Origin of the sequence: Argonema antarcticum A004/B2 (genome assembly GCF_023333585.1) — a bacterium.
Classification (GTDB): Bacteria; Cyanobacteriota; Cyanobacteriia; order Cyanobacteriales; family Aerosakkonemataceae; genus Argonema; species Argonema antarcticum.
Genome location: NZ_JAIQZN010000038.1, coordinates 1 through 14,472 on the forward strand (window position 1 = coordinate 1; position 14,472 = coordinate 14,472).

Genomic DNA, 14,472 nt, shown 5'->3' on the forward strand with positions numbered 1-14,472 from the left:
TACTGAGCCTGCCGAAGTATCCCGCCGCTAAACTGGGTACAGTTATAGCGGGGGACAACAGGAGCGAGGAGTTAAAGGAGTACGCTTATCCCAATAATCTAGTTGTACCATTTTTCTTTAGCAAGCGGCAAGTTCAACCGTTTTTGCCTTCCTTTGCCCTTATATTTTGATGGGGTTCAATATCCCATGAAAATACCCCCTTTTCCTGCCACCGCCAAGCTCAGGATAGCTATGACGGGGGTCTCCAAGGGGGAAAACAGATGATATGGGGGCGGAGGGACTTGAACCCACACGGCCTTTTACGGCCAACGGATTTTCATTCTCCCGCAGCTTTCGCTACTGCTTCTGGGATAGTACCCAGGCTTTGAGAATTGGACTCTCCCTTTACCCTCGGCTTCACGTTAGGGTAGCTCCCGTCGAGTCTCTGCACCTTCCGAAAGAATTTAGGATTTGGGGCTAATCTCAAATCTCAAATCTATCGGCTTGGCTCAGGATTGCCTTGTCTGTTGCCAGATTTAGGTTTCCCTGAATTTGAGAGCGGTCACTTGACAGATTTCTCAATCAAGGCTCAGTTGCCTAAGTCCGTAGCGTCTACCATTCCGCCACGCCCCCAAAGTTGGCTTGGCTGTGGTTAGCTGTGTACTATTATTGCACCATTTGATTATACGTTTACACAAATTGCTAGGTTTTCTGAAAGATTTTGACGAAATTCCGCTTCTTGGGCCTCCCTAACCCAAGAGAGGTGCGTTCAATTACGGCATTTACCCACTCTGCCTGACGGAAAAAACACAGAAAGCAGTAAAATGTATTGAACGTGGCTCTTGGCCATATCCTGTGGGTGGTCAAAAGCCCTGGTCGATCTTCTCGAAGGTCGTTGTTATAAAGTTGCTGCTGCTTTAAAACCAATGCTTGTTGCACTTCTGTATCTGATTTTGGGTGGGGCTTACTTACTGGTAATTCCCTTGGCGTTATTTATGTACCTGCAAAACCGCTGGTATGTGGCTAGTTCGTTTGAGCGTACTTTTATGTATTTCCTGGTTTTCTTTTTCTTCCCAGGACTGTTGCTGCTTGCGCCGTTTTTAAATTTTCGACCCAAGCGGCGGCAGATTGAGGTATGAAAAGTGTAATGGGTCAACCTTAAAATGCGACGAATTGATGTTATAGGTATTGGTCTGGGCGTGTTCGCTGCTGGTGGCTTAGCTTATCTTGTTTTGCAGGTGGCTGGGCTAGATAGCCTGCAAGCTGGTATCTGGAGTCAGGTGTTGTTGATTGGAGGCTTAATCGGTTGGTTGCTGACTTACTTATTCCGAGCCGGAACGAAACAGATGACCTATAACCAGCAACTGAAAGATTATGAGGAAGCGGTTTTACAGAAACGGCTGGAAGAACTGACTCCTGAAGAACTGGCGAAGATGCAGACTGAAATAGAACAGAAAAAGAGTCATTAGTCATCAGTCTTTAGTATGTTAGTAATAGGTGATAAAAAAGAAGTTATCTACTATTTACTAACCTTTTGACTGATGACTGATGACTGATGAGCAATGACTAATGACTAATAAGAGATGACTTTAATTTCGGATTGCTTTGCAGCTTTACGCGATCGCTCTCAATGCGCCCTGATTCCTTTCATCACGGCTGGCGATCCAGATTTGGAGACGACAGCGAAGGCTTTACGGATTCTCGATCGCAGCGGTGCTGATATTATTGAACTGGGTGTCCCCTACTCAGACCCTTTGGCAGATGGCCCGGTAATTCAAGCGGCGGCTACTCGCGCCTTGGCTAGGGGGACTCAGTTAGATGATGTTTTGCAGATGTTAGAGGGCGTCATACCGGATTTGCGATCGCCTATCATCCTCTTCACCTACTACAACCCGATTCTCAACCGGGGCGTTGACAAATTTTTACAGCAGATATCAAAAGCAGGTGTAAGTGGTTTAGTCGTACCTGACTTACCCCTCGAAGAAGCTGAAGTTTTGCTCGCACCGGCGGCAAAATTAGGAATTGATATAGTTTTGTTGGTAGCGCCGACGAGTTCCCCAGAACGAATTGATGCGATCGCGCAAAAGTCCCAAGGATTTATCTATTTAGTTAGTGTAACTGGCGTCACGGGGATGCGATCGGGATTAGAATCGCGAGTGCAAGGTTTATTAGGACAAATGCGAACCATCACCGATAAACCGATAGGTGTAGGATTTGGTATTTCCGCACCCGAACACGCCAAACAGGTAAAAGATTGGGGTGCTGATGCAGCAATTGTGGGAAGTGCATTTGTCAAACGTTTAGTAGAAGGAACGCCGGAAGAAGGATTGAAATCAATTGAAGAATTTTGTCATAGTTTGAAGCAAGCGATAGACTGATATTTTCTATCGCTATGAGACAGGGAACTTATTCCCTGTCGGACTATAATCATATACCAATATCCCAAATCTACATCTACATCTGTGTTCATCTGTGTTCATCTGTGGATATCTGTGGTTAAAAAAAACTTCCATAGCAAATCGAGACTTTTCTGCTCGAATCATAGTTTAAATTTTTACCACAGATGAAACACAGATGAACACAGATGAACACAGATATGTTATGTTCACCTAGCACAAAGATTTTGAACAGGAACAGCTTTTTCTTAACAGTCGCCCCAGAAACCCGGTTTCTAGAGCATAATAAACCCAAGCGCCACCAAATCGGGAAAAATGACTTGGGTAAACGGGCATAAACTCCAAAACGGCAAATACACCATCGAAAGAAAACTCGGCGATGGTGGTTTTGGCATTACCTATCTTGCCACAACTGCCAACGGACAGCACATAGTCATCAAAACTCTTAACGACACCGTGCAACGTCGCCCCGAACACTTTGGTGGAACGAGAAACTGAGTTTCTACAATAGCCCAAATCTACATCTACATCTGTGTTCATCTGTGTTCATCTGTGTTTCATCTGTGGTAAAAAAAAATCCCATAGCAAATCGATAACTTCTCTACTCAAATCATAGTTAAATTTTAACTACAAGTCAACAATGATTTAGCGCTAAAGCGCAACTACGTACCTTTTGAGATGTTATATTTTAGCTAGCCGATTAAAGGTGGTAAAACTATGCAGATAGAACTAAAACAATTAATTATCCCCCCAGGCAATGTTCTGCAACTGAAAGACATCAGTTGGCAGATGTTCGAGCAAATTTTAGACGAATTAGGAGAAAGTCGCGCAACGAGAATTTCTTACAGCAAAGGATTTTTAGAGATTATGGCACCACTGCTAGAACATGAATTTGACAAAGGGTTTATTGGCGATTTTGTCAAAATTTTACTTGAACAACTGGATATCGATTTTATAGATTCTGGTTCTACCACTTTCAAAAAGGAAAATATGGCACAAGGAGTAGAACCAGATGCTAGTTTCTACATCCAAAATGAAGCAGCTATCCGAGGTAAGAAAAAAATCGATTTAACCATTGACCCTCCGCCAGATTTAGCGATTGAAATTGATATCACATCACGTACTGCTTTCACAAATTACGAAGCTTTAGGCGTGACCGAATTGTGGCGATATAATGGACAAAGGTTGCAAATTAATGTGCTGCAAGATAACAAATATATTGAATCGGAAAATAGCCGAATATTTTCACGATTTCCGCAGTTACGCGAGGTGATTCATCAGTATGTCGAAGAAAGTAAAGTTGTGGGTAGAAATGCGACAATGAAAGCGTTTCGGAATTGGGTGAGGGAGAGATTATATAGCTAGGGGCTAGGGAAGAGGGAAGAGGAAAAAGCTTACGATCTAAAGGATTATGGAGTAAAGGTAACAGTTGGAGTTGCCTTAATCGCCCTAAAGTTGCTATAACAAAATCGATTATCGAGTCTAAACTTTAATATCTAACGAAAATTAGTAATTGGGATTATGACCCATGCCCTATCGATACCTTCTTTTTTACAAGCCTTACGACGTTTTAAGCCAGTTTACAGACAAAGAGAGCGCTGAAAACGAAAGAGGGACTCTCAAAGACTATATACCTATTCCGTCAGTTTACCCGATCGGTCGTCTAGACCGAGATAGTGAGGGACTGCTGCTGCTGACGAATCACGGACAGTTCCAGCATCGCTTGAGCGATCGCAAATTCGAGCATCCGCGCACTTATTGGGTACAGGTGGAGCGAATACCCGATGAGGAAGCATTAGAGCGTTTGCGACAGGGTGTAACGATTCAAGATTATCGCACGCGATCGGCTTTGGTAAAAATCTTGCCAGCCGAACCAACATTACCACCCCGCGATCCACCAATCCGGTTTCGCAAAAACGTACCGACGTGCTGGTTAGAGATTACACTAACAGAAGGGCGTAATCGTCAAGTGCGGCGGATGACGGCAGCGGTAGGATTTCCGACGTTGCGACTGGTACGCTTCGCGATCGGGATCGAACCCCAAACTGGGTCAAGCCAACGCTATTACCTAAGTTTAGAAGGTCTACAACCCGGTCAGTGGCGCGATTTAACCCCTGTCGAACTCGAACTCCTCCTTGAAAAATTAAAACTTAACAAATTAAAAATTAAAACTTAAAAATAGGAAGCATGGAGAAAGCTATCAAGGAAGGCTAACTAACGATCGCCAATACCCCAGACCCTACAGATCGGTTAACCTGGATCTAGGGCCATGCGCTAGGAACTGCTGCGGCTGAGTTACCATCCACCATTAAAAGGCCAAGGAAAGGGAATTAAGGAAGTGCCCAAAATGCTTGTCTGTTCTCAATGTGAGTTTGAAAACCCGGATACAAACAAATTTTGTCAGCAATGTGGTGCCTCTTTAACCCACAAAGCCTGTCCAGAATGTGGCACTCAAGTTGCTTACAGCGCTAAAGTATGTCAAAACTGCGGCACTTTTACAGGCACCTTGTGGTTGGGCATTATTTTAGAGCGGGCAGATGCGCCACTACATGAATCCTCTCACCCAGAAAAACCTAAAATAGAGGATGCTTTGAATTTGCCAAGAGCAACTGGTTTAGCGAGCGAAGGTACTCCCTTATCTCCGGGGACTGCTGCACAAGAAAATTCAACTGAAATCCAGGTGTGGTGGGATAATGACCATCCTGAGACAGATAGGGAAGAAAATCTCCCCCAACCTGTCAGCAGCGATAAAAATCCCACCCCCGCATCAGGGTTAACCCAGAAAACTTTTTTAGACTCCCAACAGCGCTATCAATTGTTAGAAAGGTCAACGCCAAACCCAATGGGGGAAGTGCAGGTGCGAGTTTTGGATTGTCAGCCCCTGCAAGCAACTCCCCTAGAAGTCTTGCTCCATCAGCAAAACACAGAAGAAGGAAATATCCTCAATTTGTCGGCATCGATGCCTTCGCTTCCACCTCTAGCCAAACCGTATTTGGCTCTAGAATCGCAGTTATATCCAGCGCTGCCAAGAATTCACGATGCTTGGCTCGATAGTAACGGCCAGCAGGTGGTGTTATTAGAAGACAGGTCTGACTGGCCTATGTTATTAGACCTGTGGCACGATCAAGAAATTCCGCAGATGCAGCTGTTGCAGCTGTTCCACGAAATGGCGTCTATGTGGGTAGCCCTAGCAGCCCAGAATTGTGGTACCAGTCTGCTGAATATGAGTAATCTGCGGGTGGATGAAGACCAATCTCTAGGGCTATTACGCCTAGAGCAAGACGCGAATAACTTCACGCCAACACTGGAAGCTTTAGGACAAGTCTGGCAGCATCTATTTATGGAGTCTGGGCGGACATTATTTGGCTCGATAGCTATCCTGATGAGCGATTTGAAGGAGAATACAATTCAAACAATAGAAGAATTGCGATCGCGCCTGCAAGCGATCGCAACGGAATTCCAAGGTGAAACTACCCAGCAGCCCACTGATATGCCGAGCGTCGAGCCCGATCTCAACTTCAGCGTCGCATCCTCATACGTCAGGACTACTCCCAGTAGAGAGTATCAAACTAATGAACCGAGCGATCGTGGCGATGACAACGATCCCACTGTTGTTCTCCCCATGCAGTTGCTCAGCCTAGAAGATGCCGGTCGCACAGATGTGGGTCGCCAACGGCGACACAATGAGGACTACTTTGGCATCAGGACATTGTTCACCAAGGCGGAAACTCCCTTGGGTCGAAGTGTCCAGGCTCGCGGTCTGTATATCCTTTGCGATGGTATGGGTGGTCATGCCGGTGGAGAAGTTGCCAGTGCCTTAGCAGTGAAAACCCTCAGCCAATATTTTCAAGACCATTGGCAAGACGAACTGCCAGACGAAGATAGCATCCGCCAAGGCGTACTAAAAGCCAATCAAGCTATCTATGATGTAAACCAGCAGGATGCTCGCTCTGGCAGCGGACGCATGGGCACTACCTTGGTGATGGTCTTGGTTCAAGAAACACAAGTCGCTGTAGCTCATGTCGGAGACTCTCGCCTCTACCGCCTCAGTCGCCGTCAGGGGATCGAGCAAGTCACGGTGGATCACGAGGTCGGTCAACGGGAAATTAAACGGGGAGTGGAAAAATCGATCGCCTATTCCCGTCCTGACTCCTACCAACTCACCCAAGCACTAGGGCCGCGCAACGAGCATTTTGTCGCTCCCGACATAGAATTCTTCGAGCTAAACGAAGATACCCTGCTGCTGTTGTGTTCCGATGGTCTTTCTGATAATGACCTGATCGAAACTCACTGGCAAACCCATCTTCAACCACTCCTCAGTTCGCGAGCTAGTCTGGAACAAGGGGTAAGTGAATTAATCGATTTGGCCAACCAATATAATGGCCACGATAATATCACGGCCGTCCTGATTCGGGGGAAAGTGCGACCGGATCTCGAACAAGCTAGAGTTGCCAACAGCTAATGGTTAGCGGTCAATCGATTTTGGATTTTGGATTTTGGATTTTGGATTTTGGATTGACCCCTCTAGCCCCTTCTTCCCTCTTCTCTGTTTTAACTCAAAACTCAAAACTTTCCCTGGCCCCTAGCCCAACTAATGACTAATAACTAATGACTAATGACTAATGGGATCTTCTGATGCGGTCACGCTGACCCTATTACATCCCCAACAACCCGAACAACAGTGGCGCTTTGAGAGCCAGGATGTCATTCGGATTGGTCGCTCGCCAGATAATGATGTGGTTTTGAGCGATAGCCGGGTTTCCCGCTACCATCTGGATCTCCGGCGAATTGATATCTCAGGAGCAAGAGTTGGAAGCAATTTCCTGTCTAGCGCTTGGCGAATGGTCAATCAAGGCACTAATGGAACTTTCCTGGATGGCATTTTAGTGTCTCAAGCTTGGCTTACAGATGGTTCTCTGCTCCAGTTAGCTCAGAAAGGCCCGGTGCTAAAGTTCCAACTCCAGCATAGATCCCAACCCAGATCTGCTACAACATCGCCCTGCAATCACCCTGGGAATTCCCCAAATAATTTGTTCTGCATTCACTGCGGCCAACCGCTTCGCGTTGAGCGCACTATCCGTCAGTATCAGGTGTTGCGGACGCTGGGACAAGGGGGAATGGGCACTACTTACCTCGCTCGGATACCAGAAGCGCAGGGTGATGCTGGCGCTGTGCTGGCAGCTGGTAAGGGGTTAGTGGTTGTCAAGGAAATGAATGCAGATATGGCTGAAATTAGCAAAGCTATAGAATTATTCGATCGCGAAGCTCGTGCCCTCAAGTCGCTCCACCATCCAGGAATTCCGCAATTTTTTGACTTTTTTAGCGAAAGGGGTAAAAAATACCTGGTAATGGAGCTAGTTCACGGTCAGGATTTGGAGAAGCGGGTATACCAATCTGGGCCAGTGGCACCGAGCCAGGGGATTGAGTGGGCGATCCAAATCTGCGATGTTTTGAACTATATCCACGGACAAGACCCGCCGCTGATTCACCGCGACATTAAACCTGCCAATTTATTGGTGCGATCGCTTGACAATCGCATTGTAGTTCTGGATTTTGGGGCTGTTAAAGAAATCGGTACTCCCTTGGGAACTCGCATAGGCGTAGAAGGCTACAGCGCCCCGGAACAAGACCGAGGCCAACCTGTAACCCAATCTGACCTTTATGCGGTCGGAGCTACGCTAATTTTCCTGCTCACTGGCGAACCGCCCCACAAGTTTTATCGCCAGCAGGGTCGAACTTACCAGTTTCATTTGGAAAATATTCCTACGATCGCACCTAAATTGCGAGATGCAATCCAACGCGCTACTAAGCCGAATGTGCGCGATCGCTATCAAACCGCTCAGGAGCTAGCTACAGCTTTGACTGCTTGCCTTTAGGGAAAGTTTTGCATTTTAAGCTTTGAGTTAAAAAACTTTTTTAACTTAAAGCTTAAAACTAATCTTCGTCCCAGGCTTCTACAGCTAGCAGTTCGCTAATCGGATCTTGGGTCGTGAAGCCGAATTCGAGCAACTCTTTTTTCCAGTGAGCCCATTCATCTCCGTAAAGAAGGGCTATTTTCCATAGTCTATCGCTGGGTTTGATTAAATTCGAGTCCACAAGCGATCGCACCTGACGTTGCATCTTCACCATCGGGTGAATAACTTGCTTAGCCATAAACTGCATTGAATTGATTGATTTTTGCAAATATTTGACCGAAAAACGCTTCCCACTTGTGAGGGATTACCTGTGCTTTTATTTCTGTGCTGTGGGGAAGCTAACTTCTACCGCTTCTAAAAACCTACAGAAATCTGTAAGTCAAACTTAGCGGTTTATGTTTAGCCTAGATCAAGTGCTATAAGCTTCCTGATTGCTCAGGCTGCCCCGATCTTCCCAGTTAGAGACTGCCAAGATTAGCAGCGAACTTGAAATATTTGGTTTTTTGATGATTAGTTTGTGCCAAATATCTCTGTGGTTTTCACGCCAAGTAAGCTTTAGCAACCCGCACTAATCAAGCGCATCTCCAGTGTATCACGATTGTTGCCGCTTGAAAAAATCTAGAAAAATTCTAGATTTTGGGGCTACTGCTGCAAACCTTACCACCTTAGCATGGATCGTTTAAGCAAGTCTGTGTCTGTCTTGCTTTTATTACCAATGGCAATTTATAAGCGATCGTACATCAATACTCATAATAGCACAATAGCAAGTCGCATACCAGTAAAACTGCGCCTCGCCAATCAGGCTAAATATAGCTAGGGACTAGGGAAGAGGGGCTAGGGGCTAGGGAAGAGGGAAAAGGGAAGAGGGAAGAGGGAAGAGGGCTAAAACGCAACCAATACCTAAGATATATAGCAACTTATGTTACATAGCGATCGCTTAAGCTGTAGAAGGCGAACTATGCGAACGCAGAACCGGAAACCCGGCTTGAGGCCAGCAAGTCTTCCATACTAGAGGCGATCGCTTTTTTCAGATGAGAAATATGAAACTTCAATTCTTAACTTCTATTCTCTTGTTAACTTTCTTGGGTTTAGCCGCTCCAGCACGAGCCTATAATCCCCAACACTTAAGGATATTGCTACAAACAAAGGTATGCCGAGGGTGCGACCTCAGCGATGCGCCTCTGGCGCGGATGGATCTCAGCGATGCCGACCTACGCAATGCTTACCTTGCAGGTGCTAACTTACAAGGTGCGAACCTATCCGGTGCCAAACTTGTTCGTGCCGATTTGACCAACGCTAACATGAGTCAGGCTTATTTAGTAGGGGCCGATCTCAAACAAGCCTTTCTCACTAACGCTGACTTAAGAGGTGCCGACATGAGATTAACCCGCCTCAGTTTTGCCGCTCTGGGCCATGCAGATCTCAGTAATGCCGACTTAAGCGGGGCTGAATTGATGGGCACGACTCTCCGAGAAGCCAACTTGATTGGCGTAGACTTAAGCAGAGCCATTCTCAAGAAAACAACTATGCCCGATGGCAGAATTCGCGATTCGGAGAACTTGCGGAGATAATTAAACATTGACATTCATGTCAATTTCAATTTAGCTGGAAGTTTGGAATTTTAGGGTCTGGGTTAACGCAGGTATTTATTACCTAAAAAATTAATTTTTCAAACCGACAATTACGGGTGCTAGTTTTTGGCTTTTTCTTTAAAAACGAGTAAATTGAGAGATTTTAAAATGCTAATGGTACAGAAGATCCGGTGTCCCAACTGCGGCAGTCATGGCGAACGTCACTACGTTAGCGAGATAATCACAACTCAATGTCCCACTTGCGATTACTTAATGGTGACTTGCTCTCGCACTGGAAAGGTTATAGAGGCTTACGCTCCTGGTAGATATGTCCACCGATAGAAGGTTTTTTTGTTAACTTTTTGTAATACATAGCTGCCAACTAATTACTCCTAAAGTAAACCCAGATCTTTTAGGTCTGGGATACTTGGCATGAAATCATTGACAATTCTATTTACTGTGCTAAGAAAGAGATCGAGCTAAAAAAATAAAAATTATCAGCTGTCTCAGTACAGAGGTTGAAGCATGGCATTTACCAGTAATTGTGCCTGTTTCCTTTCTTTTTCTTTAGCAGGTGCGATCGCGCTAGCAACAGCATCGGCTACGGCACAACCCATAGTTCCCGCACCCGACGGCACCGGCACTGTCGTCACCCCTCAAGAAAATCGCCTTGACATCACGGGCGGAACTAAGTCAGGAGATGGTAGCAACCTATTTCACAGTTTCACCGAATTCGGCCTCAACACCGGACAAATTGCTAATTTTTTATCGCAACCGAATATCGTCAATATTCTGGCGCGGATAAATGGCGGAAATATTTCTTATATTAATGGTCTGATTCAGGTTACGGGTGGTAATTCTAACATATTTTTAATGAATCCGTCTGGTATTGTGTTTGGCTCTAATGCGAGTTTAAATGTACCAGCTGGTTTTATGGCAACCACAGCCAACGGAATTGGCTTTGGCAATAACTGGTTTAACGCCGCTGGGGAAAATAATTATGCGGCACTGGTAGGAATGCCTAATGCCTTTGCCTTTACCATGAAGCAGCCTGGAGCTGTTGTCAACTCTGGTAATTTGGCGGTTGGGGCTGGGCAGGATCTAACTTTGCTGGGCGGTACGGTTGTCAATACGGGGCAATTGTCAGCGCCTGAAGGCACGATTACTGTAATGGCAGTTCCCGGCGAAAGCGTGGTGCGTCTGAGTCAACCGGGTTTCGTGCTGAGTTTGGAAGTTCAACCTCTAGCAAACAGCCTTACTCAACCGAATAACTGGACATTCCCGATCGCAACCTTACCCCAAATGCTGACTGGCGGGAGTGGGGGTCATGCGACGGGAGTAACCGTTAATCAAGATGGCAGCATACAGCTAACGGGTTCTGGAATTAGGATACCAACAGAAGGGAATACGGCTCTAGCTTCCGGCAGCCTCAACGTCTCAGGTGAAACTGGCGGTCAAATCAATATTTTGGGTAACAAAGTTGGTGTAGTCAGCGCCAATATTAACGCTGACGGCAATTCGGGTGGGGGTACAGTCCTGATTGGCGGCGATTACAAAGGTATGGGTACAGTGCCCAATGCCAGTGCTACTTTTGTAAGTAAAGATTCGGTAATTAATGCGGATGCGCTGCAAAGCGGTAACGGCGGTAAGGTAATTGTATGGGCAGATCAAACGAACCGTACTTTTGGCACTATTACAGCTCGTGGCGGTATTTTATCCGGCAATGGCGGTTTTGTAGAAGTATCGGGTAAGGAGTCTTTGGACTTTAGGGGAAATGTCAATACTTTGGCTGCCAATGGCAAAGCTGGAACGCTTTTATTAGACCCGACAAATATCACCGTTCAAGCTGGTGACGGAGATTTTGACTTGCTGGATTTTATAGATGAATTTTTCGATCCCGATAATGGAGCGAATACGATCGATGTTACCATAATTAATAACGCAACTACTAATGTAAAGCTGCAAGCTACCAATAACATTACTTTTAATAATGATGCTGCGGTTAATATTGCCGCTGCTGGTGTTGGACTGACTGCCGAAGCGGGTAATAACGTTACAGTTGACGGTAGCATTACTACCAATAACGGTGATATTAATCTGATCGGCAGTGCGGGTGGTGTGTTACTTAATGGGCCGCTCTCTTCAGGTGCGGGGAATATCACCATCAATGGAACGAATACAAGTTCTTGGGGTATTAAGGTTAATAACTCGATCGCCTCAACTAGCGGCAATATTATCCTCAATGGAAGTACCAGCACTTTTGAGGGTATTCGCATTGATGGCTCTATTACTTCCGGGACAGGTAATATTAACCTAACTGGAAAAAGCAGCGATACAACGGGAGTTTGGGTAATTGGATCGATTACCTCAACAGACGGCAGCATTAATATAGATGGAACCAGTACTGGCAACTTTAGAGGGATCGAAGTTAATGGCCCGATCGGTACGAACGGTAGCGGTAATATTGTCCTCAACGGTAATACCACTGGAGAGCAAGGTATTCTCGTCACTAATGGTATTAAGTCCCAGAATGGGAATATTAGCCTAACTGGAAGTAGTTCTGGCGTAAACTCTTTTGCTGACGGCATCTCTGTTAGTGGCCCGATCGATTCTGGCACCGGAAATATTACCCTCACAGCTGACAGTATAAATCTCGATCCTGGCGATTCTACTTCCATCAAGGGTAGCGGCAATCTGCTTTTGCAGCCATTAACCCCCACACTCAATCTGGAAATTGGCGGCACAGATACAACTTTCTTGAATACCAACGAACTGGCAAAATTGACAGATGGTTTTGCTTCGATCGCGATCGGACGAGATGATAGCAGTGGTACGATCTCTATTATTGGCGATATTATCTTCCTAGATCCGGTAACAATTCAAGCTCCATTTGGGGCAGGCTCCATCAGATCCAACGGAACAACTATTACCGGCAGTAATGGTTCCGGTGCTTCAATTTCACTAATAGCAAACCAAGATATCAATACTGGCAATATTAGCTCAGATGCCGGAATTAACCTGCTAAGTAATAGCGGCAACATTAATACAACCGGATTGATTTCAAGTTCTAATTCTTTGGATAATGCTGGCAATATCGACATCAAAGCTGCTGGCAATATTAATACAAGTGACCTTACTGCTCAAGGGGGTGGCACTTTAGGTAACGGCGGTAAAATTACGATAACTGGAAACAACGTTACCACGGGTAACCTCGATACTTCTGCTAACAGTCTTGTTGGTAGCGGCGGTCAAATTATTATTAATGGCTTCAGCAATATTACCACGGGCAACATTATCGCAATTGGTAATATTGAAGGTGGGAACGGTGGGAATATAGACCTAAATGGCCCAGTTACGCTCACAAGTCCTATCTCCATAACCACTGGGTTTAATTTGGGCGATATCAATTTTAATGGCCCTATTAACGGCGCTCATCTGCTGACACTAACCGCAGGAACTGCGGGTACGATTCGGTTCAACGGGAATGTTGGCGGAACAACACCTATAGGCGGACTGAACTTTGCTAGCGCCAAGAATATCGAGATAGCAAGTGATATTACCACTGCTAACGGCGACCTAACTTTTAACAGTCCGGTCAGTCTTAATGCAAATGCTATATTAAACGCAGGTAACGCCACAATTTCATTCAATAAAAGCTTGAATGCAGACATCCATGCGCTGACTTTAACAGCAGATGAAATTAACTTTACTGGAGGTTTCAGTTCGGTAAGTGGTACTAATAACCTCATACTTCAACCAACAACACCTAGTCAAAATATCGTGCTTGGTGGTAACACGGATACCGATATAAGCAGTTTAGAAATATCCTCAACTGACTTCAACGCCTTGCAACCGGGGTTTAACACCATCACTATCGGACGAGACAACGGTAGTGGTACGATTAGTATGGGTGGTAATGTTGTTTTAAATAGTTCAACAATTTTGCGATCGCCTGAAAGTTTGGGTGCGATCGATCTCAGCGGTTTCAGTCTCGGCGGCGCAAACAATGGCTCTATTACACTGTTAGCTAATGAGGATGTTAAAACTGGTTCTATTAACAGTTCTGGTGGCGCGATCGCAATTACCAGCATCACCGGCAAAATCGATACAAGTGCCGGTACGTTAGATTCAAGCTCAAGTGCTGGTGGCGGTGCGATCGCTCTAACTGCTCCCAAAGATATCACAACTGCCAACCTCAACGCCACTTCTACTGGTAGCGGTAGTGGGGGAAGTATTATCCTCAATAGCACTGAAGGAACTATTGACACCAGTCAAGGTAGCTTGAACTCTAGTTCAACTGCGGGTAACGGCGGTGCGATCGAACTCATCACCAAAGGCAATATTATCACATCCGCTGTAATCTCAGGACAAGATAGTGCCATCAGCGGCGCGGGAGGTAACATTACCCTCAAAAGTGAAAATGGCTCAATTACTACTACCTTAATTAATGCTCCTGGTGGCTTTAGTCGCGGTGGGGATATCGAAATTAGCGCTTTCGACAACATTTCGACAGACTTCATCAAATCCAGTGTGGTGGCATTTGGAAATGGCGGAAATATTAATGTAAAAAGCGAGAATGGGAAAATCAATACAGGCAGAATAGCAGCTTCA

At 45.6% G+C, this 14,472-nt stretch carries 11 protein-coding genes; 10 read left to right on the top strand and 1 reads right to left on the bottom strand.

The genetic code is table 11. The annotated features are described in order from the left end of the window. The first annotated feature begins 905 nt into the window (after positions 1 to 905). The 8 genes from ndhL (at position 906) to LAY57_RS17255 (ending at position 8,251) form a co-directional block, all read left to right on the top strand. A complete protein-coding gene (ndhL, locus tag LAY57_RS17220) occupies positions 906 to 1,118 on the top strand; it encodes an NAD(P)H-quinone oxidoreductase subunit L (RefSeq protein WP_249068057.1) in 213 nt (70 codons plus the stop codon). Positions 1,119 to 1,142: 24 nt separating this feature from the next. Then, positions 1,143 to 1,448 (top strand): DUF3007 family protein, encoded by a 306-nt coding sequence (locus LAY57_RS17225; protein WP_249068018.1) that lies wholly within the window; start codon positions 1,143 to 1,145, stop codon positions 1,446 to 1,448. Positions 1,449 to 1,562: 114 nt separating this feature from the next. Next, positions 1,563 to 2,357: a tryptophan synthase subunit alpha gene (gene trpA / locus LAY57_RS17230; protein ID WP_249068019.1), complete on the top strand. Its 795-nt coding sequence runs from the start codon at positions 1,563 to 1,565 to the stop codon at positions 2,355 to 2,357. Between the two features lie 333 nt (positions 2,358 to 2,690). Next, positions 2,691 to 2,873 (top strand): hypothetical protein, encoded by a 183-nt coding sequence (locus tag LAY57_RS17235; RefSeq protein WP_249068020.1) that lies wholly within the window; start codon positions 2,691 to 2,693, stop codon positions 2,871 to 2,873. A 219-nt stretch (positions 2,874 to 3,092) separates the two neighbouring features. After that, a complete protein-coding gene (locus tag LAY57_RS17240) occupies positions 3,093 to 3,740 on the top strand; it encodes a Uma2 family endonuclease (protein WP_249068021.1) in 648 nt (215 codons plus the stop codon). A 163-nt stretch (positions 3,741 to 3,903) separates the two neighbouring features. Then, positions 3,904 to 4,551 (top strand): pseudouridine synthase, encoded by a 648-nt coding sequence (locus LAY57_RS17245; protein ID WP_249068022.1) that lies wholly within the window; start codon positions 3,904 to 3,906, stop codon positions 4,549 to 4,551. Positions 4,552 to 4,722: 171 nt separating this feature from the next. Beyond that, positions 4,723 to 6,837 carry a serine/threonine phosphatase gene (locus tag LAY57_RS17250; protein ID WP_249068023.1) on the top strand — a complete coding sequence of 705 codons (2,115 nt, stop codon included), beginning with the start codon at positions 4,723 to 4,725 and terminating at the stop codon, positions 6,835 to 6,837. A 160-nt stretch (positions 6,838 to 6,997) separates the two neighbouring features. Then, positions 6,998 to 8,251, top strand: coding sequence for a protein kinase domain-containing protein (locus tag LAY57_RS17255; protein ID WP_249068024.1), 1,254 nt, complete (start codon positions 6,998 to 7,000; stop codon positions 8,249 to 8,251). Between the two features lie 58 nt (positions 8,252 to 8,309). Here LAY57_RS17255 and LAY57_RS17260 read toward each other — a convergent pair whose 3' ends face one another. Further along, positions 8,310 to 8,528, bottom strand: coding sequence for a DUF4327 family protein (locus tag LAY57_RS17260; RefSeq protein ID WP_249068025.1), 219 nt, complete (start codon positions 8,526 to 8,528; stop codon positions 8,310 to 8,312). Positions 8,529 to 9,330: 802 nt separating this feature from the next. On the opposite strand from LAY57_RS17260, the gene LAY57_RS17265 reads away from it, so the two are divergent. Further along, entirely contained in the window at positions 9,331 to 9,861 is a 531-nt protein-coding gene (locus LAY57_RS17265; protein ID WP_249068026.1) for a pentapeptide repeat-containing protein, read from the top strand. Between the two features lie 525 nt (positions 9,862 to 10,386). Beyond that, positions 10,387 to 14,472 (top strand): beta strand repeat-containing protein (locus LAY57_RS17275; protein ID WP_249068028.1); only part of this gene is annotated, 4,086 nt, incomplete at its 3' end.